Source organism: Herbaspirillum sp. GW821-FHT09A12 (genome assembly GCF_059418325.1).
Genome location: NZ_JBWKPR010000004.1, coordinates 283,390 through 308,148 on the forward strand (window position 1 = coordinate 283,390; position 24,759 = coordinate 308,148).

Below are 24,759 nucleotides of genomic sequence, written 5' to 3' on the forward strand. Positions count from 1 at the left end.
AGCGATATAGGCACACGGCAAAAGGACGCAGGGCCGGCGGCGTTCGCCACGTTGCATGGCGAACGTGACATCAACGGATTTATTTTTCCCTGGCCGCCGCTTCAGCCAGCATCGGATCGCCGACGGCGTAGCTGCCATTGGCGTTGAGCGCCTCGCCGGCGCCGAGGATATCGCGCAACTCCTTGTTCTGGCTAAGCTTGCGCTTGCCGACCAGGCGGGTGATTTCGATTTCGATGCCGACGATGGCCTTGAGCATCGTGTCGATGAAATCGGCCGGCGCGTCCGACATCTTCCACGGCGCCGGCTGCGCCGCCTCGTGGGTGCGCGTGAGCCGTGCCACCACGCCGCGCACGTAGCGCTCGTCGTCGCGGATGACGATACGGCCGTGGGCATGCGCCACCATATAGTTCCAGGTCGGCACCTGCCGATGGGCCTCATGCTTGCTGGGATACCAGTTGGGCGAGACATAGGCGTCGCCGGCTGAAAAGATCACCATCACCTCGTCGCCATCGGCCAACTCACGCCACAGCGGATTGGCGCGCGCCACGTGGGCGTGCAAGGTACCCAGCGCACCCTGCGCCGGGTCGAGGTGGAACGGCAGATGGTTGGCATCCAGCCCGCCTGCGCCATGCGAGACCAGCACCCCGAACGGGTGGCTGGCGATCATCTGGTGCAGGACTTCGGTGCGCGGTTCATCGAAGTGGGCGGGTACGTACATGGCGGCTCCTGGCAAATAGGCTGGGTGGTGACGGATGGCAACGATGACGGCGTCAAACGGGATTCATTCAATATCAAAGCCCGTTTTCTCCAATCTCATTGGACTCATTGGATCGGAATCATGTTAACCGATAGCCGCCGCATAGCGGCGCGCCACTTCCGGCCAGTTGACGACGTTGTAGAACGCGCCGATATATTCCGGCCGGCGGTTCTGGTAGCGCAGGTAGTAGGCATGCTCCCACACGTCCAGGCCGAGGATGGGGGTGTTGCCGCCCATCAGCGGGCTATCCTGGTTGCCGCTGCTTTCGACCGCCAGTTTCTTTTGCGGCGTCACCGACAGCCAGGCCCAGCCGCTGCCGAAGCGCGATACCGCGGCCTTGGTGAAGGCTTCCTTGAAGGCATCGAAACCGCCCAGCTCGGCATCGATGGCGACGGCCAGCTTGCCGTCCGGCTTGCCGCCGCCGCCCGGCGCCATCACCGTCCAGAACAGCGCATGGTTGGCATGGCCGCCGCCCTGGTTGACCACGGCGGCGCGGAGGTTGTCCGGCACGTCCTTGACGCGCGCGACCAGTTCCTCCACCGTCAGCCTTTCCCATTCGGTGCCGGCCACGGCGGCGTTAAGGTTGTTGACGTAGGTCTGGTGATGCTTGGTGTAGTGGATTTCCATGGTCTGCGCATCGATGTGCGGCTCAAGCGCGTCGTAGGCATAGGGAAGGGCTGGCAGGGAATAAGGCATGGCATTGCTCCGTGATGTGAAATGTCCCGGCCATGGAGATGGCCGGGTTCGGAGGCTGCCGAGTGGGTGGCGATGGACGTGGTGGCGTCCGCTCTTCAGGTGAAGCCCAAAGGATGGAAAGATTCCATTCTAGAGGCAAATGCGGAAGACTTGCCCCTGTCGCCAGCAGGGGCTCCCCCGGATCAGGTCTGGGGGGCCGGCATGGCCGAGCTGGGCAGGCCGAACACCTTGTCGAACACGAGGTTGAACAGGTAGGTGTAGACCATGAAGAACACGATCAGGCCGATATCCAGCACGAAGGCATCCCACAGGCCGATATCCAGCCACCAGGCGAACAGCGGCACCAGCATCAGCACCAGCCCGCTCTCGAACCCGAGGGCATGCGCGATGCGGCGGCCAAAGCTGCGGCCGCGCTTGGCCTGGCGCGCTTCCCAGCGCTCGAAGATGCCGTTGAAGATGAAGTTCCAGATGAAGGCGATGGTCGACGAGGCCACCGCCGCCGCCGTCGAATGGGCGCTGTCATGGCCGGCGATCACCGCCAGGCCGAAGGTGGTGAAACCGATCGCCAGCAGCTCGAACATACAGGCGTAGACGAATTTGCGTTTGAAACCTTGCATGGAAACTCTCCTGATTGGATTGCGGGCCGCCTGCCATGAGATGGGACGGCCTTGGGTACGGGAAGAATTTTATGGTTTAATTACTGATAGAAGAAGTCAGCTTCTTTCAATTTTATTGATAACCAAAAAGACAACATGGCCTTCTCCAGCGACAATGTGAAAGTCTTCCTGGCGGTGCTCGACGGCGGTTCCTTCTCGGCCGCGGCACGCATGCTGGGACGCGTTCCCTCCGCGGTCAGCATGGCCATCAGCCAGCTGGAGGCCGAACTGGACCTGGTGCTGTTCGACCGCACCGCGCGCGACGCCCGCCCCACCGACATGGCGCGCGCGCTGGAGCCGGACGCGCGCCTGCTGGCCAGCACCCTGCGCCAGCTCGACGCCCATGCGCTGGCCATGCACCAGGGCCTGGAACGCAAGCTGACGCTGGCCGTCGCCCCCGAACTGTTGTCGGTGCCCTGGGCCAAACCGCTGGCGGTGCTGGCCGAGGAATTTCCGTCGCTGGAAGTGGAGGTGCTGTCTTCGCCGCAAGCCGATGCCATGCGCATGCTGTACGAAGACTGCGCGCAGCTGGCGCTGGTGTTCGAGCGCCACGCCGGCAACGACCGCGAGGCGTTCCAGGAATTCAGCAGCGAGATGCTGGTGGCGGTGATCTCGCCGCAGCATCCGGCATTGAAGACGAAGAAACGCAAGCTGCGCTACGAAGACCTGTACGACATCCGCCAGATCGCCGTGGCCAGCCGCGATGCCAGCGTCTCCGACCCGCGCTTTTTCCTGGCGCGCCAGATCTGGCGCACCGACAACCACCTGGCCACGCTGTCGCTGGTGCGCGAAGGACTCGGCTGGGCCTACCTGCCGCACAGCCTGGTGCAGCCGCAAATCGACTCGGGCGCGCTGGCCGCCATCGACTTCGACAACATCAGCAACCAGTTGCGGCTGTGGGTGGACGTGGTGTGGAACAAGGACAAGCCGCTGGGGCTGGGGGCGCAACGCTTCATCGCCTTGATGCGCGAGATGGCGCCGAGCAGGCGCAAGGGGAAATGACCCGCAGGATCCCGGCCTGCGCCGGGATCGGGATTCATGGAACCACAATCATCAAGGCAATATCGTCGACTCCGCCTTGGACGCCAGCAACTTCACCAGCAACCGGTCGCGCTCGGACGCCACCTCGGCCGACGTCATGCCTTGCATCTGCTGTTCGACGCCCGCTTGCAAAGTCTGCTTCAGCGCATCGGTGATCGCCGGCGTTCCCAGGTCGGCCCACCAGCTCTCGATCGGCGGCCCCAGGTGGTCCAGCATATGCTTGATGCCGCCCTCGCCGCCGGACATGTGCAGGTTCAGGTACGGCCCCATCAGCGCCCAGCGCAATCCCGGCCCGTAGGCAATCGCGGTATCGATATCCTCGGTGCTGGCCACGCCCTGCTCCACCAGGTGGAAGGCTTCGCGCCACAATGCCGCCTGCAGCCGGTTGGCGATATGGCCCTTGACCTCCTTGCGCACATGGATCGGCTTCTTGCCGATGGCGGCGTAGAAGTCGATGGCGCCTTGCACCGCTGCCGGCGAGGTCAGTTGGCCGCCGATGACTTCCACCAGCGGGATCAAATGCGGCGGGTTGAAGGGATGGCCCAGCACCACGCGCTCGGGATGGCGGCAGGCGGCCTGCACCTTGCTCATCAGCAGGCCCGATGAACTCGACGCCAGGATCACCTGCGCCGGCAAAGCGGCATCCATGCGCCGGAACAGGTCGGTCTTCAGGTCTTCGCGCTCGGGGCCGTTTTCCTGGACGAAATCGGCGCCTTGCAGCGCATCTTCCAGCTTCTCGAAAAAGCGCAGGCGGGAAAGCGATGCGCCCGGCGCCAAACCCAGTGTTTCCAGGCTGGGCCAATGGCGCGCGACGGCTTCGCGCAATTTCTGCCCGGCCTCGGGCATGGGGTCGGTGGCCGCCACGTCCAGGCCCCGGGCCAGGAAATACGCGACCCAGCTGGCGCCGATCACACCGGTGCCGACCACGGCAATACGCTTGATTTCGCCTGTGCCTGGCGTGTCGCCTGTTTGCTGCATTTGCCTCTCCTCTGTTGGCGGCCATCGGACGGGCCGGCCGGCTTGATTATCGGTATGACAAGAAGACGCCTGCTGCCCGCGCAAAAATTGCGCCCGTCCTCCGAAAAGACTGCAGCTTATCACCTGCCAACAGCCATCTTTACGCTATCATCGCGCACAAACGAACCGCCCCATAGACAACAATCAAAACAAAGGCATTCCCATGTTCATGTACCTTCCCTTCCTGCTGGCGCTGCTGGCCGCGATCGGCATCGTGATCGGCTGGAGGACGTTCAGTTTCGCGCTGTGGCTATGCACCCTGTGCGTGACGCTGTATTGGTTCAGCTTCCACGCCAACAGCGCGCTCAACCTTTCCTTCTGAGGCAGGCCGCCATGAACCGACCCATCCTGTCCTCTTCCCGCGACCGCGCCACTTCCGGCGGCAACATATTGAACGTGCTGGGGCTGCTGGCCATTTGCGCCGCGCTGGGCATCGCCTTTTATTATCAGCTGGCCCACAACGAACTCCCTTGCCCCTTGTGCCTGCTGCAACGCGCCGGCCTGATCCTGACCGGCATCGGCCTGATGATGAACGTGCGCTTCGGCGTCAGGAGCGCGCACTACGGCGTCGCGCTGGCCGGCGCGCTAGTCACCGGCGGCATCGCGCTGCGCCAGGTATTGCTGCACATCGCGCCGGGCGACGCCGGCTACGGTTCGACTTTCATGGGGCTGCATTTCTATACGCTGGCCGCGCTGGCTTCATTGGCGGCGATCGCCGGCATCGCCGCACTGCTGATGCTCAAGAGCTGGGAAATGCCAACCCGCTTCCCGGCATGGAAATCGGCCGGCGGCAAACTGGCTTGCCTGCTGTTCCTGCTGCTGGTGGCGGGCAACCTGGCCTCGACGGTGCTTGAATGCGGCGCCGGCGCCTGCGCAGACAATCCCACTTACTACCTGCTGCTCGGCAAATAAAAAAACCGGCGCAAAAAGAACCGGTGGGTTCCTTTTGCGCCGGCATCAAGTCCAACGGCTCAAGACTACTCATAATACTGCTCACGCATGGCGCGCTGGCGCCATGCGTTTCCTTCATCAGAAGCGGTGCTGCATGCCCAGCGTCAGGCCGAACTGGCTGTTGCCAAAACCGGACTCGTCGCGCGACAGGCCGACCAGCTGGTTGTTCTTGGCCTTGGCATACGCGGTGCTGGCGTACAGGTCGGTGCGCTTGGACATCGCGTACTTCAGGCGCAACGAGTACATGATTGGATCGGCATCGTTGGTCACGTTCTTGATGTTCTGATAGTAGACCGTGCCGATCAGGGTCATCGCCGGGGTGATCTTGTAGCTGCCGCCGCCCCAGAACATATCGCTGCGCAGGTCGGTCGCGCCCGAGGCCAGCGTCTTCTTGTAGTAGCGGTAGCCCAGGTTCAGCTTCCACGCATCGGACGCCTGGTAGCCGCCGGCTAGGTGGGCGGAGGTGGCCTTGTCATAGGCGCCGCCGGTGGCCGCGGCCGTGCTGTTGTTGCGATCGTAGGTCGCCGCCAACGAGAAGGGGCCGTTGCCATATCCCAGGCCGAGGGCGTATTTGGCGCCCTCGCTCTGGCTGCCGGCCACTTCGCCGAAGGCGTAGGTCGCGCCGATCTTCACGCCGCTGAATTCGCCCTGATACTTGATCAGGTTGGAGGCGCTGGAGAGCATGCCATCCTTGCGGCCGCCGGTGGCGCCGGCCGAGGTGACCCACGAATAATTGGCCGAATAGCCCATCGGGTCGAACGGCAGGATGAAGTCATAGGTGGTGGTGTACGAACGGCCCGCCACCACGCGGCCGAAGCCGCCCTCCAGGCCGACGGTGGACTGGCGGTTGAACAGTTGGTTGGCGTCGCCGTCGAAGTTGCCGGTGTCCAGCTTGAAACCGTTTTCCAGCTGGAAGATGGCTTTCAGGCCGCCGCCCAGGTCTTCGCTGCCGCGAAAGCCGATGCGCGAGGTATTCATGTTGCCCGACGACAGGCGGGTGACGCTGCCGCCCTTGGCGCCGGCGTTGTTGACGAACTCCAGGCCGGTGTCGAGCAAGCCATAGACGGTGACGCTGCTCTGGGCCTGGACGGCGCCGCCGGCGGCGGCAAATGCGGTAGCCGCTGCCGCGGCCGCCAAATGTTTCTTCTGCACTGTAATCTCCTTGGTTGAAAGCTGTTGTAATGGTCTTCGCCGCATATCGCATGCAGTGGGGACTGCTGCGGCTTGTTGTTGTTTGCCTATTTGCAATTTGCTTGTTATTGCTTGTTATTGCGTGTTGCCGTTTGCACTGCTGGTGTCGCCGGCCTTGCATGTTGCCGTGGCGGACGCGGCGACTTGTGGCCGCGCGCCCCCACTTCATCCTCTTGACAGCGGATGGATCAGAAAGCCCAAAGCGCCTGCTCCGGCAGGCAAAGCCAGTACTCGCCCGGCTCCAGCCGCTGCGGGGCGTAGGCGCGCAACACCACCGCGCCGTTGCCGGAACCGGAAAGGTCGCCGGCCTTGAACAGGCACTCCCAGCGGTCGCCCAGGTACATGCAGGTAGAAAGCGGCAGGCGGATGGCGTTGTCGGCCTGCTGGTCGGAGACCCGCACCTGCTCGACGCGGATGATGCCGGTAACGTCCTTGCCGGGCGCGGCATCGGGGTTGCCGCGCAGGGTCGCCGTCGCGGTGCCGCCATCGAGCTTGAGCGTGACCCGGTCGCCCTCGCGGCTGACCACTTGTGCGGCCAGCTTGTTGTTGCTGCCCATGAATTCGGCGGTGAACAGGGTGTCGGGGGTCTGGTACATGCTTTGCGGCGTGCCCTGTTGCTCGATGCGGCCGTTGTTCAACAGCAGGATGCGGTCCGAGATCGCCATCGCCTCGCCCTGGTCGTGGGTGACCATCAGCGCGGAGAGGCCCAGGCGCACGATCAGCTCGCGCAGGAAGGCGCGCGCTTCTTCGCGCAGCTTGGCGTCGAGGTTGGAGAGCGGCTCGTCGAGCAGGATCACCTGCGGGTTGTAGACCAGCGCGCGGGCGATCGCCACGCGCTGCTGCTGGCCGCCGGAAAGCTGGTGCGGGTAACGCTCACCCAGGTGGCCCAGCCCCAGTTGCGCCAGCACCGCCTTCACGCGCTCCGCGATGTCGGAGGACGATACCTTGCGCAGCTTCAGGCCGTAGGCGACGTTTTCCGACACCGTCTTGTGCGGCCACAGCGCGTAGGACTGGAACACCAGGCCCAGGTTGCGCTCCTCGGCCGGCATTTCGAAGTTGCGCGAACCATCGTACACGCGGCGCGTGGCGATATCGATGGTGCCGGCCTTGGGCGACTCCAGCCCGGCCACCGCGCGCAGCAGCGTGGTCTTGCCGCTGCCGGAGGGGCCCAGCAGCGCCACCACTTCACCGCGCTGCAGTTGCATCGAGACGCCCTTGAGGATGGGGTTGGCGTGGGCGCCGGTGCCGTAGTCCAGGTGCAGGTCGTTGACGGAAAGTTCAGACATGATGTTTCCTTTATAAGGAGTCGCTAACAAAGCGTCGGTGGCAAGGCGCGCCGACGCAGGCAGTACGAAAGTACAGAAGTACGACAGGGAGAAGCAACGCCGCCAGCGGCGTTTTGTTAGCGACTCCTAGTCGTGCAGCTTGACGCCGAAGCGCAGCGCGATGCCGAGGCCCACGGCCACCAGCGTGATGTTGATGAAGGACAGCGCGGCCACCAGGTCGACGGCGCCGGCGGCCCACATCGAGACGATCAGGGAGCCGATCACCTCGGTGCCAGGCGAGAGCAGGTAGACGCCGGTGGAGTATTCGCGTTCGAAGATCAGGAACACCATCAGCCAGGCGCCGATCAGGCCATAGCGCACCAGCGGGATGGTAACGTCGCGCGTGACCCTCGCACGCGGCGCGCCGACCGCGCGCGCCGCCTCTTCCAGCTCGGGCCCGACCTGCAGCAGCGCGGCATTGATCAGGCGCAGGCCGTAGGCCATCCACACCACCGTGTACGCCAGCCAGACCGAGAAGATGGTCGAGCGCAGCGAACGCATGGTCGGGATGAAGCTGTCCACCATCCACAGCGCGAAGAAGTTATCGCTGCCCTTGAACACCGATTCCAGCAGCGACGGCACGAACAGGAACACCCACAGGAAGGACAGGCCGGCCAGCAGGCCCGGCACCGCACGGGGCACCAGCACGCTGTAGTCGAGGAAGCGGGTAATGCCATCCTGCTTGCGGTGCATCGCCAGGGCGATGGCGGTGTAGAAGACCACCGCAAACGCGCCGCCGATGACGCCGATGGCGACCGTATTGACGATGCCGCGCACCAGCGAAGGCTGGTCCCAGACATCGCGCAGGTTCTGCAATGTCAGCACATCCAGCAAATGCACGCCGAGGCCCCAATGCGAGACGAACGTGCGCAGCGCGATGCCGGACAGCGGAATCACCACCGTAAACAGCAGCCATGCCGCGATCAGCGCGAACGCCACCCAGCGCCACTTGCCCAGCGGCAGCGGTTTCTGGCGCGAGCCCTTGCCCTTGATCGCCACGTACTTGTTGGCCGAACGCAGCAGCCAGCGCTGCAGCATGACCAGCGGCATGGTCACCGCCACCAGGCACACCGCCACCGCCGCCATCAGGTGGTAGGAAGGCGTGCCCAGCTTGTTGGTCAGCTTGTACAGGTAGGTGGGCAATACCAGGTGGCCTTCCGGATCGCCCAGCACCAGCACCAGGCCGAACACTTCAAAACCGAGGAAGAACACCAGCACGCCGGCAAAGGCCAGCGCCGGCATGATCATCGGCAGCGACACGTTCAGCGCGACCTGCAGCGGCGAGGCGCCGGCCACGCGGGCGGCTTCCTCGACATCCGATCCCAGGCTCTTGAGCGCCGAGGAGGCGTACAGGTAAACGTGCGGCACGTGGGTCAGGCCGGCAATGATGACGATGCTGGTGAAGGAATAGATGTTCCACGGTTCGCCCTCGAAACCGAAGAACGACAGCAGCTCCTTGACCCACACCGTATAGAAACCCACCGGCCCCATCGACACCACATAGCCGAAGCCGATCACCATGGGCGAAACGAAGATGGGCACCAGCAATGCCGGGGCGATCCAGTTGCGGCCGGGCAGATCGGTGCGCACCATCAGGAAGGCCAGCATGCCGCCCGTCGGCACCGCGATCAGGGCCAGGCCGGTGGCCAATGTGAAGCCGTTGACGAAGGCCTGGCGGAAGTCCGGGTCATCGAAAATGAAACGATAGGAATCGAAGGTCAGTTGCCTGACCGGCGCGAAGAACGGCGCCGACAGGAAACTCTGGTACACAATGAGGAAAAGCGGCACGAAGATGACCAGTGCGGCCAGCGTGACGACCAGGCCGCGCGGCCAGTTCAGGCGCAGGAGCCGCTTGATCGGCACGCTTTCGCTACGAGACAGCGATGTAGTTGTTTGCATGATTCAGCTCGAAAAACCGGAATCCGCTTGCGCCGCTTTGCCATGTGACAGGCGCGGCGGCGGCGACGGAGCCACGGTCAGCCGCGCTCCATGCAGATCCCTCGGTTGAAAATCGCCGCAACGGCGACACCCGTTGCGGCTGGCGGGCCGCCTTATCGTTTGGTGGCTTCTTTCCACTGCTTCAGGAATGCCAGGCGCTTGGTCTGGTCCAGATATTCCAGCAATTCGGTCGACACCGGCATCGGCTTCAAGGCCGCGCCAAGTTGCTTGCTCAACTCCGCCGAGGTGGTCGCGCCGGTGACGTCGCCGCGGATGGCGAACAGTTGCGCGTCATTGGCGATGATGGTCTGGCCGCGCTTGGACAGGATGTAATCCAGCCACAGCTTGGCCGCATTGGTGTTCTTGGCCGACTTGTTGATGAAGATCACGCGCGAGAGCACCAGGTTGTAATCCGTGGTGAAAGCGACGCCGATCGACGGATCCCGCTTGGCGCGCATCAGCGCATAGGGGCCGAGCACGTTGTAGCCGATCAGGTTTTCGCCCGAAGAGATGCGTTCCAGCATGGTGCCGGTGGACGACTGCACACGCGCCCCGACGCCGCCCATGGCGCGGGCGAAATCCCAGAATTGCGGATTCAGCTTCAGGTCGTAAGTCATCAGGCTGAAACCCACGCCGGATTTTTCAATGTCGTAGGTGGTGACCTTGTTCCTGAACTTGTCCTGCCGGGTGGTCAGCAGCTTGGTGAAATCGGCGTGGGTGGTCGGGACTTCGGCTTCCGTCACCAGGCGCTTGTTGTAGACAATGGCAGTCGGTTCGAATGTGGTGCCGTAGGCGGTGTCTTTCCAGTTGGCCCAATGCGGGACGGCGGCGGCTTCGGGCGACTTGTAGGTGAGACCGTAGCCCTCGGACGCCAGCTTGACCTGCAGGTCCATCGAAGACGACCACATCACGTCGGCAGTGGCGCCGCCGGCGGCCGCTTCCGAGATGAAGCGGTTGTACGCCTCGGTCGAGTTCATGTCGTTGTATTCGACCTTCACGCCTGGATAGAGCGCACCGAAATCCTTGATCAGCGATTCGGCGGCCTTGGAATCGGTGGTGCTGTAGATCACCACCTTGCCTTCCTTCTTCGCGCCCTCGATGGTCTTGGCATAGTCGGCCGGATAGCCGGCCGGCACTTGCGCAAAAGCGGCGTTTGTAAAAGCGACAGGCAAAGCGAGGGCGAGACTGAGCGCGACGCTCAGGCGACGTTTATGCAACATGTGTTCTCCTTGATATTGAAATGGGGGCTGGTTGCGAAGCGCCGGAAAGCGCCTGGTCAACGAACCAGCCCAAGCTCCTGGGACTGCTTGCGGTACTGCGCAACGGTCTGCGCGATGTAATCCGTCAGCGGCTTGCCGGTCATGGCAAAGGGATACAGGCCGCTGGCACTGCGTTGTCGGTCGAAGGCCGGGTCGGCCATCGCCTTGTCGAATATATCCACCCAGCGCCGGTAATCCGCCTCCGGCACATGCGGGCTCATGTAGAAGCCGCGGATGATGGGCCACACCACGTCGTACCCCTGTTCGCGCGCGGTGGGCACCCCCTGCAACGGCCCCGGCAGGCGCTGCTCCGACAGCACCGCCAGGATCCTCACCTGGCCTTCGGCGATGAAGTGCGCCACTTCCGACGCGTCGCCCGAAATCACCTGCACGTGCCCTGCCTGCAAGGCGGCGAAAGAATCGCCGCCGCCCTCCAGCGCCACAAAGCGGAACTGCCGGGGCTCGATGCCGGCGCGGCCGGCGATCAGGGCCATCTTCAGCCAGTCCTGGCTGCCCACCGTGCCGGACAGTCCCACCGTCGTCTTGGCCGGATCCTTACGGATCGCCTGCATCAGTTCGCGCAGGCTGCGCCAGGGAGCGTCGCTGCGTACCGCGATCATGCCGTAATCGATGCCCACGCCAGCCACCCAGCGCACGTCATCCACCGAAGCCTTGCCGTATTTTCCTTGCGCCAGGTTGAGCAGCGAACCGCCGGAAAACGTCACCAGCACATCGGGCCCGCCGCGCCGCTTCGACACGACCGAGCTCCACGCCACCGCACCGATGCCGCCGGGCAAGTAACTCAGTTTCACCGGTTCTTTCCCGGCCTCCGCCTGGAAAACCTTGCGCAACATCTTGCAGGTGACATCCATGCCGCCGCCGGGCTTGGCCGGCACGATGCATTCCAGCGCAAACGCACGCGGCGCCGCGCATGCCAACAGGCATGCCATCAACAGGATGCGCAGGCTGCTTGCTTTCATGCCATGTCTGCGGCTGTACCGCTCAGGCACTCGTGCAATATCGGGAATCGAGGAAATATTTCATGGTCTTGTCTCCGGCTTGATTTTTTTTGGATTTGACTGATCCTACAAGAAAAGTCTTTCAGTCGGCTTTCAATGAAACGCCCGATGTAAAAAATTCCGATACGTGATTTCCGCAGTTGCCATCCATGCATTTCAAACCTCCACATGCATCTGTTAACATCCGCGCTGGGGGCAGGCCGGATGCGTATCGACAACATTCCGGCACCGCATCAACAATATTCTAACAAGGCAATATCATGCGCATCTTGCTGGTAGAAGATCATGTCGAACTATCTCGCTGGATTTCCAAAGCCTTGCGGGATGCCCACCTCAGCGTGGAATGCGCATGCAATGGCGCCGACGCCGACAGCCTGCTGCTGACGCAGCAATACGCGCTGGTGATCCTCGACCTCACGCTGCCCAAGATGGATGGCCTGGAGGTGTTGAAGCGCATGCGCGCGCGCGGCAGCCGCTCGCCGGTATTGATCCTGACCGCGCGCGGCGGGCTGGCCGACCGCGTCAACGGCCTGAACCTGGGCGCCGACGATTATCTCGCCAAACCATTCGAACTGGAAGAACTGGAAGCGCGCGTGAAGGCGCTGCTGCGCCGCACGCAAAACAATGAGGGGGTCACCGTCAGCTGCGGCGCACTGTGCTTCGATACCGTCTCGCGCACCTTCAGCTACGGCGGCGAATTGCTGGCGCTGACCCCGCGCGAGCATGCGGTGCTGGAAGCGCTGCTGGCGCGCCACGGGCATACGGTGCCCAAGGAGAAATTGTTCCAGCAGGTGTTTTCGCTGGACGACAGCGCCAGCGTCGACGCCATCGAAATCTACATCCATCGCCTGCGCAAGAAACTCGAACATGCCGGCCCCGGACGCGTCTCCATCACCACCTTGCGCGGCCTGGGCTACCTGTTGCAGGCAGTGTGATGGCCGCGCACGCGAAACTGGGCAGCCTGCGCGGGCAATTGCTGCGCTGGCTGCTGATTCCGCTGACGCTGCTGGTGGCGCTGGACGCCGTCTCGGTCTACTACAACGCCCTGGAAGTGGCCGACCTGGCCTACGACCGCTCGCTGCTGGCGTCCACCCGGGCGCTGGCTGAACGCGTTTCCATCGTCGACGGCCAGGTCATCGCCGACGTCCCCTATGTGGCGCTCGACAGTTTCGAAACCGACACCCTGGGCCGCATCTATTACAAAGTCACCGGCCTGAACGGCGAATTGGTGTCGGGCTACGACGACCTGCCGCCGGTGCCGCCGGAGGTCAAACGCTCGGAAGCCTATCCGGCGCTGGTGCGTTTTTACCAGGCCGACTACCACAACCAGCCGATCCGCATCGCCGCGCTGCTGCAACCGGTGTATGACGACAGCATGCGCGGCATCGTGCTGATCCAGGTCGGGGAAACCATGGATGCGCGCCATGGCATGACGCGCAAGATCCTGTTCGACACGCTGTGGCGCCAGGGCACGCTGGTCACCGTGGCGGCGCTCCTGGCGTGGATCGCGGTGCGCTTCGTGCTGCGCCCGATGATGCAGTTGCGCGGCGAAGTCGAATCGCGCGCGCCGACCGACCTCTCCGGTTTCGATCCGGCCTTGGTGCACAAGGAAATGCAGCCGCTGGTGCTGGCCATGAACGGCTACATGGAAAGGTTGCAAACGCTGATCGCCGGCCAGCGCCGTTTCATCGCCGACGCCTCGCACCAGTTGCGCACGCCGCTGACGGTCTTGAAGACCCAGGCCGAGCTGAGCTTGCGCGAACTCAGGCGCGGGCAGCACGATCCGGCCGAATTGCGGGAACTGGTCGAAGGCATGGCGCGCACCACCGACGCCACCGTGCACCTGGCCAACCGCTTGCTGACGCTGGCGCGCGCCGAACACGGCGCCGCCGAAGGCGGCACGGCGCCGGTCTCGCTGACCGATGCGATACGCCAGGTGGCGCTGGAGCTGTCGCAACAGGCGGTGATGCGCCGCATCGAACTGTCCTTCGAAAGCGAAGGCGACATCCGCATCGACGGCAATGCCTCGCTGCTGCATGAACTGATGGTCAACCTGCTCGACAACGCCATCCGCTACACGCCCGCGGGCGGACGCATCACGCTGCGCGTGTATGCCGCCAGCGAGCCCGGCCGGGCCACGCGCGCACTGCTGGAAGTGGAAGACAACGGCCCCGGCATCGCCGACATCGAGCGCGGGCGCGTTTTCGAACCGTTCTACCGCGCCAGCGCCACGCAGCACATCAACCCCTCCGGCACCGGCCTTGGACTGTCCATCGTGCGCGAGATCGCCACCCTGCACCGCGCGGACATCGTGCTCGAACGTGCGCCGCAAGGCGGCGGGCTGATGGTGCGCGTCGCCTTTCCCGGGGTGATCGAGGTGCGGCTGTAAGACTCCCGCGGGCGCAGCAGTCCGGGCTGGCCTCAATAACTGTAGGTAACGAAGACGCTGCCCACCGGCGCCGTCTTGCGCTTGACGATGGGGCTGTCGCCGGCGTCGCCGGCAAGCTGCATGGCGCCGGCCGATGCCCTCAGGCTCCAGTTGGCGTCGAACGTGTGCTGCCAGCCCAGTTCCAGCGTATAGGCGTAGATTCCCGACTTGGCGCCGTGCTGGCGGAAACCGGACGCGGCCGATTGGGCGGCCGTCACGCCGTAGTAGGTCTGCACGTATTTGCGGTTGCCCCAGCTACCGGTCAGGCCCAGCGTCAGCTGGTCGGAGCCGCTGGCATAGAACGGGCTGCTAGCGCCGAAATGCAGCGCGCTGCCGTTGTCGCGCTGGGACAGTGGCAACTCTGCCCGCAGCCCGAGGCGCAGCCAGTCGGTCACGCTATAGCCCAGGCCCAGCAGCGTCGTCACCGAACCCTTGATCTCGCCCATGCCGCGCAGGTAATCGCTGCCGGCGCGCCCCATGAAACCGTTCTGGTTGCTGTCCTTGCGGCCTGCGCGATAACCCAGGGCAATGCTGTAGTCGAGCTTGCCGGTCTGGCTGCCGTAGCCGATGCCGCGCGTGGTGCCAATGAAGAAACCGTTGGACGCCGCGTAATCCAGCGCCAGCCCGAGGCCGGCGCGGTTCTGGTCGGAACCGGAATAGCGCGGGCCGATGGCCACGCCCGCCCCCAGCGTGAACACGTCGCCCTTGGGCGTTTCGGCGGCCTGGGTAGGCGCGGCCAATACCGCCAGCGCAGCAACTGCCAGCAACGCCATCGACGGGCAAGCCTGTTGCAGGATTCGGGACACTGCGAAGGGGCTGCGTCGCGAGCGCAACTGCCGGCGCGATTCGATACTTTGCATGGAACTCCTTTTATTGATGAAGAAGGGCTAAGACGAGGCCAAGCCCCGTTGCAATGCAGTATGAAATCCGAGCATGAAGTCCGGATGAACCGGACATGAAGAAAAAATGAAGCGCCCTGCGCAGCAGCGCCGGTTGTCGCGCGCGCAACAGGGATGCAGGCCGGCCTCGTCTTAAGCCATTCTTCACGCACCGCGTATACACTCGCGACATGAAAATCCTTCTGATAGAAGACGACCTCGACCTCGGCAACGGCGTGCGCATCGCGCTGGCCGACCATGGCTTCGACGTGGTGTGGGTACGCCAGCAGGAAGACGCGCTGCGTCAGCTCGACGTCGGCGCCTGCGAACTGGTGCTGCTCGACCTCGGCCTGCCCGACGGCGACGGCATGCGCATCCTGGCGCGCCTGCGGCGCGAACGGCAGAACATGCCGGTCATCATCCTGAGCGCGCGCGACACGCTGGAAGACCGGCTGCGCGGCCTGGACGGCGGCGCCGACGATTACCTGGTCAAGCCCTTCGTGCTGGCCGAACTGCTGTCGCGCGTGAAGGCGCTGGCGCGGCGCAGCTACGGCTTCGATGGCGAAACGCTGGAGGTGCGCGGCCTGACGCTGCACGTACCGACGCGGCGCGTGATAGCAGGCGAACGGACGGTGGAACTGACGGCCAGCGAATACACCTTGCTCAAGCTGCTGATGATGCGTGCCGACCGCGTGGTCACGCGACGCCTGCTGGAGGATGAGGCGCTGCCCGGCGCCCATGAGAATGCCAGCAATGCGCTGGACGTGCATATGGGCAACCTGCGCCGCAAGATCGGCGAAGGCTTCGTGCGCACGGTGCGCGGCGTCGGCTATGTGGTCGACACCGTGGCGCGGCACAAGGGCGGCGAATAATGCGCGGCTGGTGGCGCCGCGTGAGCGCTCCCTCCCTGGTGCGACGGATCATGCTGGCCCAACTGCTGTTGCTCACGCTGCTGTGGTGCGCCTTCCTCACCTACGTGCTGTGGGAAAGCCTGCGCAGTCCGGGTCTGTTGGGCGGCGCCAAGGTGTTCGATACCGTCCTGGCGGTGACCGACCAGCTGGCAGACCGTCCGCAGGCGCGCTACGGCGTCCTGCGTGAAATCGACCTGGCGCTGCGCGAGGACTACGGCGCCGGCGACGATTCCGATATCTCGACCAGCCTGATCGTGCGCAGCCACGGCAAGGTGATCTATGCGTCCGCAGAAGCCCCTTTGGGGGTGCGCAACACGCGTTACGACGAAAATGAACGGATCGCCGTCGACGGACGCTTCTGGCGCAGCCGCACCGCCAAGTCGCCGCGCTCGGATGCCGAAGCCACGCTGGTGATACCGGGCGACCCATGGGTCTTCTTCATCCGCATCAACACGCGTGGCTACTACCTGCTGCCGCTGCTGATCAGCCTGCCCTTCCTGCTGTTGCCGGCCTGGCTCTCGGTGCGCGTGGCGCTGCGGCCGTGGAGCAAGGTGGCACGCGAGGTCGCCGAGCGCGGCCCCCGCGACCTGACGCCGCTGCAATCGGTGCCCAAGCATGAGGAGCTGCGCAACATGGTCGATTGCATCAATGACCTGCTGGCGCGCGTGCGCGAGAGCGCCGGGCGCGAACGCGCCTTCATCGCCGACGCCGCGCACGAGCTGCGTACCCCGCTGGCGGCCATGCGCATCAACGTCGAGGCGCTGCAGTCGCACGTGGCCGACGCGCACCAGCGCGAACTGCTGGTCGGCATCCTCAACAGCGGCAACCGCGCCACGCGGCTGGTGCGCCAGTTGCTGCTGCTCATGCGCAGCGAGACGTACACCGAGGCGCCGCTGCGCCCGGTGGCGTTGACCGCGCTGGTACAGGAACGGCTGGCGGCGCTGTCGCCGCTGGCGACCGAACGCGAGGTGGAACTGGAGCTGGATGCGCGCGGCGAGGTATGGGTGGACGGCGCGCGCGAAGGACTGGTGTCGCTGGTCGACAACCTGGTGGAAAACGCCATCAAGTACAGCCCGGCGCGCGCGCGGGTCGAAGTGGATGTGCGCATGGCAGCGCAGGGCGTGCAACTGAGCGTGTCGGACGCCGGGCCGGGCATCGCCCCGGCCATGCGCGAACGCGTGTTCGACCGCTTCTTCCGCGATCCGGACCAGATCCAGAATGGCAGCGGGTTGGGACTGGCGATCGTCAAGACGGTGGTGCGGGAACACGGCGGCAGCGTCGCGCTGGATACCTCCGCCGAAGGCGGATTGACGGTGACGGTCATCCTGCCGGCAGGCAAATCCGCCGGCTGATCTTTTTGCTCGCGCATCCTGCATGGAAGACACCATGTTTCATGGGGCCTTCGTCTTTCCAAACGAGATGTACGCTGCTTCGCATGCGTGCGGCGCATGCGATGCGCTTCAGGCATAAAAAACGGTGTCATCCTTGCGGACAACACCGTATCAAATACTGCTCCTCTCAAGACTATTCCTGCATACCGCTTAGAACTTGTGGCGCAGGCCCACGCGCACGACGTTCTGGGTCGACGCGTCAAACGGCGCGGCGACATCGTAGGCGTTGTTGATGACGCCCGGGTTGCGTGCGTCGCTCGCGCGCAGGTTGCTCCACATCGCGTACACGTCGGTGCGCTTGGACAGGTAGTAATCCACGCCCAGGTTGTACTGGGTGGTGCGGGCACGGGTGGCGCCGGTGCTGGTGCGGGCGATGTCGATGCGGTCATGGATCACGCTGCCCAGCAGGTGCAGGTTGTCCTTGAGCGCGTAGTCGACGCCGATGTCGATCACATTACCCTTGGTGGCCTGGGTGGTGATGCTGCTGACCAGGCCGGGAGCGATGCCGCCTTGCAGCGGACGCTTGGTCTGCGACCAGGCGCCGTACAGCTTGGCCGGGCCGAACTGGTAGCTCGCGCCCAGGGTGAAGGTCTTCAGGTTGGTGTCGCCCGGCTGCGCGGCGCCGGATACGGCGGACAGCTTGGTCTGGTAGTACGCGCCGCCGATGCCCAACGGGCCGCTGGCATAGTTGGCGCCGATGCCGAAGCCCTGGCCGGCCGAGGTCTTGCCCGCCACTTCGCCGAACGCATAGTACAGGTTGCCGGTGAAGCCGCCGTAGTTGGCCGAGTCGAAGCGCACCGAGTTGTCGGCGCGCGAACCGGCGACGCGGTCCAGGTTGCCGAAGTGGGCGCCCTTGACGCCGTTGCCGCCGAAGGTCTGCACCGAGGTGTACTTGGCGCCGATGTCATCCAGGAAATCCACCTGGCGACCGAGGGTGACCGTACCGAAAGAACCCGACAGGCCGACCACCGACTTGCGGTCGAACAGGGTATTGGCGCTGGCCATGCCGCCGGTGTCGGCGTTGAAGCCGTTTTCCAACTGGAACAGGGCCTTGAGGCCGCCGCCCAGATCTTCGACGCCGCGGAAACCGATGCGGGAAGTCGCCAGGTCGCCCGAGTCGATGCTGAAACGGGAGCCGTTGGAACCCGGCGTGGTGCCGCGGGTGGCGTTGGTGGTGTAGGTCAGGCCCACATCAATGACGCCGTAGACGGTAACGCTGCTTTGCGCTTGTGCGGACGAGGCGAGCAGCCCCAGAGCGGCCAATGCAAATGCTGTTTTTTTCATGAATACCCCTGAAAGATTTGAAAATTAAGGCCGAGTCGGCCCCGGATCCATTCTTTGGACCCTGCTGCATCCGGCCTGATGTCGGGACGAAAACATCCCTGCGGAAGAATCCGCCTTGATCAGAGCCAAATTAGGATGGCGATTTTTCAGCGGCGCCGGTTCCCGGTTGCGCCGCGTTGCGTACAGGACTCTCTGGCCCATTGAATCGGCTGCGCATGCTGGTGCGCGCGAGCCGGAAGAGGAGCCCGGCTCCTCAACATAGGCGGCACTATACGTGTTGATTTTTACTTACGTGTTACATGCGTGAAATCTTGTTCGGGCGACGGCAATCACGTGAAACAACGGTTCAACATGCGCTTGTAGCGGCCGGCCTGCAATGTGATATGCGGCGTTGCATAACATCCCGATTTTTAATTGCAAATAGAAATCATTATTATTTGTGTGATAAAATCCCTGCCACGTCAGCTTAGACATCAACAAGAAAAATAGCCTCTGCTCTATCAAGAGTGCCGTGTTATTCCGTTGTGTTGCGCCAGCCTCATCCCTCTCCACCTATTGATAGATAAGGCTTGCCCTCATGGCTCAGCAACCATCGGGCGTCGGCGTCATGCGCCGGCGTCGACGTTCGTCCCTGCAACCGCTCACCCTCGCGCTGGCCATCAACGGCGCCCTGCTCTGCCTGGCCGCACCCACCGCCGGCGCCCAGGAAAACATTTCTGCCAGCCCCGCTTCCGACGCCGCAGCAGCAGCGGACGAACGCGCCGGCAAGAAACTGCCCGAGATCGAAGTCAAGGGCGCGCGCGAAGAACAGCACAAACCCGGCGCCTCGGTCAAAGTCACCAAGGAAGAGCTTGAAAAGCAAGGCGCCGGCAGCTTTGCCGATGTATTGAAATACCAGCCGCTGGTCTCGGTGCCCGGCGTCACCGCGGGCACCACCAACACCACCAGCGCCTACGACCATCCGGGCAGCACCAACTACAACATCCGCGGCGTCGAAGGCAACCGCGTCGGCGTGGATGTGGACGATGTCGAAATGCCGGAAGCGGTGGACCGCTCGGCCACCTCCGGCAGCGGCCGCGCTTCCATCGGCACCTTCGGCCAGGGGCGCGACTTCATCGATCCGGAAATCTATTCCGAGGTGCAGGTCGATTCCGGCACCACCACCTCGGCGCGCCCGGCCGGCGGCATCGGCGGCGCGGTCAGCTTCCGCACCAAGTCGGCCGAGGAATATGTCAACCCATCCAAGCCGACCTACTTCGGCGCCAAGGCCGGCTACAACTCGGCCGACCGTTCGTGGAGCAAGGGCATCACCGCCGCCGGCGCCTCGGGCATGTTCGACGGCCTGATCGTCTACTCGCGCCGCGATGGCCACCAGGCCGACAACAACAGCGACATCCTCAACGCCTACCCGTCCGACTGGCATTCCGACGCGCTGCTGCTCAAGGGCGGCATGCGGGTCGACGCCGAAAACAAGTTCACGGTCTCGGCGGACATCTATCGCCGCACCAACGACCTCTCCTATGACGGCTGGAACAACACCGGCACGGCCATTACCGGCAAGTCGGTCCAGCACAGCACCACCGCGCGCAATACCTTCCAGCTGGGCCACCTGTGGACGCCGGCCAACGCGCTGCTGGACAAGCTGGAAACCAAACTGTCCTTCCAAAGCACCGACATGCAGGATGCGACCACCACCACCACGCTCAACTCGGGGGCGCGCGAGAACGACTTCTCGCGCAACAGCAACAGGCAGTTCAGCCTGTCGAGCACCGGCAGCAAGAAGATCGGCGACAACAACCTGCGCTTCGGCCTCAGCGCCAGCCAGAACAAGAACCAGCACCAGCTGACCGGCACCGCGCTGGCCAAGCAGCCCTACCCCAACACCAAGACCACGCGCTATGGCCTGTTCGCCGAAGACGAGATCGTCTTCAATCTCGACGGCCACCGCCTGGCGCTGATCCCCGGCCTGCGCGTGGATCGCGTCTCCAGCAGCATCTACGACACCGACAGCTTCGCCAACAGCGCGATCAGCGCGGCCCAGCTCAATGCCTTGTACGGCTCCGGCTCGACCAACACCATCGTCAGCCCCAGCCTGAGCCTGGTCTACGACATCGTGCCCAAGATCAGCGCCTACGCGCAATGGAAGCGCGGCGGCCGGGCGCCGTCGGCCAGCGAAATGTACGGCTACTGGAATTCCGGTTTCGGCAACTACGCGCTGGTGGGCAACGCCAACCTGAAAAAGGAAACCAGCGATGCCTTCGACATCGGCTTGAAGGGCGAGCTGACCGAGGGCATCACCTTCAACAGTTCGCTGTTCTATACCAAGTACAAGAACTTCATCGCCTACACGCGCTATACGCGCGCCGCCAATCCGGAGATGTTTACCAACGTCCAGAGCAACGTGGCCACCATCTACCAGGCCGAGAACCGCGACAACGCCTACATCTACGGCCTGGAACTGAGCACCCGCATCGACCACGGCAAGTTCGCGCCGGCCATGCGGGGCATGTACTCGACCTGGGCGCTGGGCTACAGCCAGGGCAAGTCCAAGAGCTACTACAGCGGCGACAGCTACCAGGACCTGGACACCGTGCAACCGGCCAAGCTGATCATCGGCCTGGGCTACGACGCCCCCGAAAAGGCCTGGGGCAGCAACCTCACCGGCACCTTCGTCAAGGGCAAGCAAGCCAAGGCCACCAACCGCAACAGCTACGCGAACAGCGGCGCGGCGCTGACCGACTCGACGGTGACCTACTTCAACGTGCCCGGCTATGCGGTATTCGACCTGACGGCTTACTGGCGCGTGGCGAAGAACGTGCGCATCAACGCCGGCATCAACAACCTGCTGGACAAACGCTATTGGGATTACGCCAGCGTCTACAGCCTGGAACCGAGCAACGCCAAGGACGCGCAGGACATCCAGTTGCAAACCCGCACCGGCCGCAGCCTCTTCGCGTCGGTCAACGTGGACTTCTGACATGGCCGCCGCGTCGTCCATGCCGGTTCCATTGTTGTGAAGCAGAACCGGTTTTCCCTCAGCCCTTCTCCGTTCTTTCAGTTCTCTCAGTTCTTATATAAGGAATCGACATGACTCATCGCCCCTTGCTCCTGTGCGGCCTGCTCGCCAGCCTGCTGCTGGCCGCTTGCGCCGCCCATCCTCCCGCACCTGAAGCCAAGGCCGGACCGGCGCGCCCGGCCGGCGGCCACGGCCGCGAAGCCTTCATGGGCAGCTACGACGTCAACCGCGATGGCGTGGTCACGCGCGCCGAGTACGACAGCGTGCGCCGCCAGCGTTTCGAGGCCGCCGACACCAACCATGACGGCGTGCTCAGCGAAGAAGAATACGTGGCCGAGTTCGAAGGGCGCCTCAAGCAGCAATACTTCGACGCCGGCCGCGAACCCGACCAGGCCTACAGCGACTCGATCCGCCAGGCCCATGTGCGCTTCAGGCTGCTGGACCTGAACCGCGATGGCGTGCTGTCCAGGGAGGAGGAACAGGCCATCATGGACAAGACCTTCGCCGCGCAAGACACCAACCATGACGGCCAGGTGGATGCCAACGACCCCTTGCCCAAGCCGCGCAACGCGGGTAGCTGACGGAACCGGCCATGAGCGCACGCCCATGCCGCAGGATGTCGAAAAATTCACGTAATGCGGCCGGCTTCATTCATGGCCTTGAACCAAGCCTGTCCTTCCGCAATCTCACCTGGCCTTGCGATTTATCAATAATGTGTCCGACGCTGCCCCCGGATGCCTGACATCTCATCGACCGTCCTCACTATGAACACCGTCACCGAACGCCCCGCCCTGCTCTCTTCCCGCCTCAAGAACGAGACCGCTGACCTGCACGAACTGATGCACGCCCTGATGGAACAAGGCCAGCCGTTCGCCAACCGGGACAACTACGCGCGCTTTGTCGCCGCCCAATACCACTTCCAGCGTGACATCGAACACCTGTTCGCCGATCCCGCCATCCAGACTGCCGTGCCCGACCTCGACGTGCGCGGCCGCGCGGCGGCATCGCTGACCGACCTGGGCGACCTGGGCTTCCACGCCGTGCCCGAACCGGCCGCCAGCGCCGGCGTCGCCATGCCGGGCGCGCTGGGCTGGCTCTATGTGTCGGAAGGCTCGACCCTGGGCGCGGCCTTCCTGCTCAAGGAAGCCAAGACCAGGCTGGGATTGAGCGAAACCTTCGGCGCCCGCAACCTGGCGGCGTATCCGGAAGGGCGCGCCATCGTATGGCGCCGCTTCGTCGGTTTCCTCGACCAGCCCGCGCTGCAAGAAGAAGAGCACGATGCCGTCATCGCCGGCGCCGCCGCGGCCTACGCCCGCTTCGGCAGCCTGCTCAAGCGCCACTTCGGGCTGGCGTAAGCAAAAACGCCATACCGACAGCAATGGACGAACCGGCACCAGGGCGCGGCATGCCCCCCGACAACGACAACAGCCAACTGGCCCCGGCCGGCACCCGCTGGCTGTGGCTGGCGCTGGCCTATGCCAGCCTGGGCATCGGCATCCTGGCGATCTTCATCCCCGGCATCCCGACCACCGAATTCATCCTGCTGTCCGCCTGGGCCGCCGGCAAGGGTTCGCCGCGGCTGCGGCGCTGGCTGGAAAACCATCCGGTGTTCGGCCCGATGATCCATAACTGGCGTCACGGCCGGGTGGTCGCACGGCGCGCCAAACTGAGCGCGTCCATCATGATGAGCCTGTGCCTGGTGATCATGCTGCTGACGATAAAGCACCGCTGGATCATCGTCATCGCGGCCATCGGCATGACTGCGGGTGCGCTGTGGATGTGGTCGCGGCCGGAACAGGTCGCCGACCGCGGCGCCGATGAAGATGCGCCGAAGTAAGTCGATTCCCTTCCCGCGTTTCAATGACAAAGGGCCTGCACCGTTACCGGCGCAGGCCCTTTCCACATCACACTTCAGCCGGGAGGCGCCGGCGAGTTTCAGGTGATCGACGAAGACACGCGCCACAGGTCGACGCCGCCGTCGATGGCATGCTGGTCGATCTGGGCCAGCTCGGCGGCGCTGAAGCCCAGGTTCTTCAACGCATCCAGCGCGCCGTCCAGTTGTTCGACATTGCGCGCGCCGATCAGCGCCGAGGTCACGCGGGCATCGCGCAGCACCCAGGCGATCGCCATTTGCGCCAGGGTCTGGCCGCGACGCTGGGCGATCTCGTCCAATGCGCGGATGCGCGCCAGGTTTTCCGGCGACAGCATCCTCGGCGGCAGCGACGGCGCACGCGTGGCGCGCGCGCCTTCCGGCACGCCATTGAGGTACTTGGAGGTCAGCATGCCTTGCGCCAGCGGCGAGAAGCCGATGCAGCCCACGCCCAGTTCTTCCAGCGCCTGCAGCAAGCCGTTTTCGATGCTGCGGTTGAGCATCGAGTAATTCGGCTGGTGGATCAGCAGCGGCACGCCCTCGCTCTTGAGGATCGCCGCCGCCTTGCGCGTGAGCTCGGGCGAATAGGACGAGATGCCGACATACAGCGCCTTGCCCTGGCGGTGCAGGTGCGCCAGCGCGCCCATGGTTTCTTCCAGCGGCGTATCGGGGTCGACCCGGTGCGAATAGAAGATATCGACATAGTCGAGCCCCATGCGCCGCAGGCTCTGCTCGCAACTGGCGATCAGGTGCTTGCGCGCGCCGCTGGGGCCGCCATAGGGGCCGGGCCACATCTGCCAGCCGGCCTTGCTGGAAATCACCAGTTCATCGCGGTAGGGCGCGAAGTCCTTGGCCAGCCAGCGGCCGAAATTCTCTTCCGCCGAACCGGCCGGCGGGCCGTAGTTGTTGGCCAGGTCGAAATGGGTGACGCCGCGGTCAAAGGCGCGCCGCAGCACTGCGCGGCCGGTCTCGAAATTATCGGCGCCGCCGAAGTTCTGCCACAGGCCGAGCGAGATGGCCGGCAGCGGCAAGCCGCTCTTGCCCACGCGCCGGTAAGGCATCTGGCCGTCGTAGCGGGAAGGGTTGGCGATATAGGTCATGGCTATCCTTATCAAGGTTTGAATGAAATGC

23 protein-coding genes are annotated in these 24,759 nt (G+C 64.2%); 11 read left to right on the top strand and 12 right to left on the bottom strand.

What is annotated here, in order from left to right; translation table 11 throughout:
• Positions 1 to 79: 79 nt before the first annotated feature.
• The 3 genes from AC07N6_RS13480 to AC07N6_RS13490 form a co-directional block, all read right to left on the bottom strand.
• Positions 80 to 718: an FMN-binding negative transcriptional regulator gene (locus tag AC07N6_RS13480; protein ID WP_494781474.1), complete on the bottom strand. Its 639-nt coding sequence runs from the start codon at positions 716 to 718 to the stop codon at positions 80 to 82.
• 123 nt (positions 719 to 841) lie between these two features.
• On the bottom strand, positions 842 to 1,453 hold the full coding sequence (locus AC07N6_RS13485) for a superoxide dismutase (protein WP_494781473.1): 612 nt from the start codon (positions 1,451 to 1,453) through the stop codon (positions 842 to 844).
• A gap of 182 nt (positions 1,454 to 1,635) precedes the next feature.
• Positions 1,636 to 2,070 carry a PACE efflux transporter gene (locus tag AC07N6_RS13490; RefSeq protein ID WP_494781472.1) on the bottom strand — a complete coding sequence of 145 codons (435 nt, stop codon included), beginning with the start codon at positions 2,068 to 2,070 and terminating at the stop codon, positions 1,636 to 1,638.
• A gap of 135 nt (positions 2,071 to 2,205) precedes the next feature.
• Between AC07N6_RS13490 and AC07N6_RS13495 the strand changes: the two genes are divergently transcribed.
• Entirely contained in the window at positions 2,206 to 3,111 is a 906-nt protein-coding gene (locus AC07N6_RS13495) for a LysR family transcriptional regulator (RefSeq protein ID WP_494781471.1), read from the top strand.
• Between the two features lie 51 nt (positions 3,112 to 3,162).
• Here the strand turns inward: AC07N6_RS13495 and AC07N6_RS13500 are convergent, their stop codons facing one another.
• Positions 3,163 to 4,128: a 3-hydroxyacyl-CoA dehydrogenase NAD-binding domain-containing protein gene (locus AC07N6_RS13500; protein WP_494781470.1), complete on the bottom strand. Its 966-nt coding sequence runs from the start codon at positions 4,126 to 4,128 to the stop codon at positions 3,163 to 3,165.
• A gap of 202 nt (positions 4,129 to 4,330) precedes the next feature.
• Between AC07N6_RS13500 and AC07N6_RS13505 the strand changes: the two genes are divergently transcribed.
• Positions 4,331 to 4,489: a DUF5993 family protein gene (locus AC07N6_RS13505; protein ID WP_494781469.1), complete on the top strand. Its 159-nt coding sequence runs from the start codon at positions 4,331 to 4,333 to the stop codon at positions 4,487 to 4,489.
• 11 nt (positions 4,490 to 4,500) lie between these two features.
• A complete protein-coding gene (locus AC07N6_RS13510) occupies positions 4,501 to 5,079 on the top strand; it encodes a disulfide bond formation protein B (RefSeq protein ID WP_494781468.1) in 579 nt (192 codons plus the stop codon).
• Between the two features lie 117 nt (positions 5,080 to 5,196).
• Here the strand turns inward: AC07N6_RS13510 and AC07N6_RS13515 are convergent, their stop codons facing one another.
• The 5 genes from AC07N6_RS13515 to AC07N6_RS13535 all read right to left on the bottom strand — a co-directional run bounded on the left by AC07N6_RS13515 (position 5,197) and on the right by AC07N6_RS13535 (position 11,811).
• On the bottom strand, positions 5,197 to 6,270 hold the full coding sequence (locus tag AC07N6_RS13515) for a porin (RefSeq protein WP_494781467.1): 1,074 nt from the start codon (positions 6,268 to 6,270) through the stop codon (positions 5,197 to 5,199).
• A gap of 227 nt (positions 6,271 to 6,497) precedes the next feature.
• Entirely contained in the window at positions 6,498 to 7,595 is a 1,098-nt protein-coding gene (locus tag AC07N6_RS13520; protein WP_494781466.1) for an ABC transporter ATP-binding protein, read from the bottom strand.
• A 126-nt stretch (positions 7,596 to 7,721) separates the two neighbouring features.
• The gene (locus tag AC07N6_RS13525) at positions 7,722 to 9,533 is read right to left on the bottom strand and encodes an ABC transporter permease (protein WP_494781465.1); all 1,812 of its coding nucleotides are present in this window, start codon (positions 9,531 to 9,533) and stop codon (positions 7,722 to 7,724) included.
• Positions 9,534 to 9,685: 152 nt separating this feature from the next.
• Complete coding sequence (locus tag AC07N6_RS13530) at positions 9,686 to 10,792, bottom strand: ABC transporter substrate-binding protein (protein WP_494781464.1); 1,107 nt, start codon at positions 10,790 to 10,792, stop codon at positions 9,686 to 9,688.
• Between the two features lie 56 nt (positions 10,793 to 10,848).
• Entirely contained in the window at positions 10,849 to 11,811 is a 963-nt protein-coding gene (locus tag AC07N6_RS13535; protein WP_494781463.1) for a Bug family tripartite tricarboxylate transporter substrate binding protein, read from the bottom strand.
• A gap of 299 nt (positions 11,812 to 12,110) precedes the next feature.
• Between AC07N6_RS13535 and AC07N6_RS13540 the strand changes: the two genes are divergently transcribed.
• A complete protein-coding gene (locus AC07N6_RS13540; protein WP_494781462.1) occupies positions 12,111 to 12,785 on the top strand; it encodes a response regulator in 675 nt (224 codons plus the stop codon).
• Entirely contained in the window at positions 12,785 to 14,239 is a 1,455-nt protein-coding gene (locus AC07N6_RS13545) for a sensor histidine kinase N-terminal domain-containing protein (protein ID WP_494781461.1), read from the top strand. Before AC07N6_RS13540 ends, AC07N6_RS13545 begins: the two co-directional genes overlap by 1 nt.
• Positions 14,240 to 14,271: 32 nt before the next feature.
• Here the strand turns inward: AC07N6_RS13545 and AC07N6_RS13550 are convergent, their stop codons facing one another.
• A complete protein-coding gene (locus AC07N6_RS13550) occupies positions 14,272 to 15,138 on the bottom strand; it encodes a MipA/OmpV family protein (protein ID WP_494781460.1) in 867 nt (288 codons plus the stop codon).
• 209 nt (positions 15,139 to 15,347) lie between these two features.
• On the opposite strand from AC07N6_RS13550, the gene AC07N6_RS13555 reads away from it, so the two are divergent.
• Positions 15,348 to 16,028 carry a response regulator gene (locus tag AC07N6_RS13555; protein ID WP_494781459.1) on the top strand — a complete coding sequence of 227 codons (681 nt, stop codon included), beginning with the start codon at positions 15,348 to 15,350 and terminating at the stop codon, positions 16,026 to 16,028.
• 20 nt (positions 16,029 to 16,048) lie between these two features.
• Entirely contained in the window at positions 16,049 to 17,419 is a 1,371-nt protein-coding gene (locus AC07N6_RS13560) for a sensor histidine kinase (RefSeq protein ID WP_494781458.1), read from the top strand.
• A gap of 189 nt (positions 17,420 to 17,608) precedes the next feature.
• Here AC07N6_RS13560 and AC07N6_RS13565 read toward each other — a convergent pair whose 3' ends face one another.
• The gene (locus AC07N6_RS13565; RefSeq protein WP_494781457.1) at positions 17,609 to 18,742 is read right to left on the bottom strand and encodes a porin; all 1,134 of its coding nucleotides are present in this window, start codon (positions 18,740 to 18,742) and stop codon (positions 17,609 to 17,611) included.
• Positions 18,743 to 19,319: 577 nt separating this feature from the next.
• Between AC07N6_RS13565 and AC07N6_RS13570 the strand changes: the two genes are divergently transcribed.
• The 4 genes from AC07N6_RS13570 to AC07N6_RS13585 all read left to right on the top strand — a co-directional run bounded on the left by AC07N6_RS13570 (position 19,320) and on the right by AC07N6_RS13585 (position 23,595).
• Positions 19,320 to 21,719: a TonB-dependent hemoglobin/transferrin/lactoferrin family receptor gene (locus tag AC07N6_RS13570; protein ID WP_494781456.1), complete on the top strand. Its 2,400-nt coding sequence runs from the start codon at positions 19,320 to 19,322 to the stop codon at positions 21,717 to 21,719.
• 110 nt (positions 21,720 to 21,829) lie between these two features.
• A complete protein-coding gene (locus AC07N6_RS13575; RefSeq protein ID WP_494781455.1) occupies positions 21,830 to 22,339 on the top strand; it encodes an EF-hand domain-containing protein in 510 nt (169 codons plus the stop codon).
• Positions 22,340 to 22,522: 183 nt separating this feature from the next.
• On the top strand, positions 22,523 to 23,113 hold the full coding sequence (locus tag AC07N6_RS13580; RefSeq protein WP_494781454.1) for a biliverdin-producing heme oxygenase: 591 nt from the start codon (positions 22,523 to 22,525) through the stop codon (positions 23,111 to 23,113).
• Positions 23,114 to 23,163: 50 nt separating this feature from the next.
• Positions 23,164 to 23,595: a YbaN family protein gene (locus AC07N6_RS13585; protein WP_494781453.1), complete on the top strand. Its 432-nt coding sequence runs from the start codon at positions 23,164 to 23,166 to the stop codon at positions 23,593 to 23,595.
• Positions 23,596 to 23,693: 98 nt separating this feature from the next.
• On the opposite strand, the gene mgrA is transcribed toward AC07N6_RS13585, so the two are convergent.
• Positions 23,694 to 24,728, bottom strand: coding sequence for an L-glyceraldehyde 3-phosphate reductase (gene mgrA / locus AC07N6_RS13590; protein WP_494781452.1), 1,035 nt, complete (start codon positions 24,726 to 24,728; stop codon positions 23,694 to 23,696).
• Between the last annotated feature and the right edge of the window lie 31 nt (positions 24,729 to 24,759).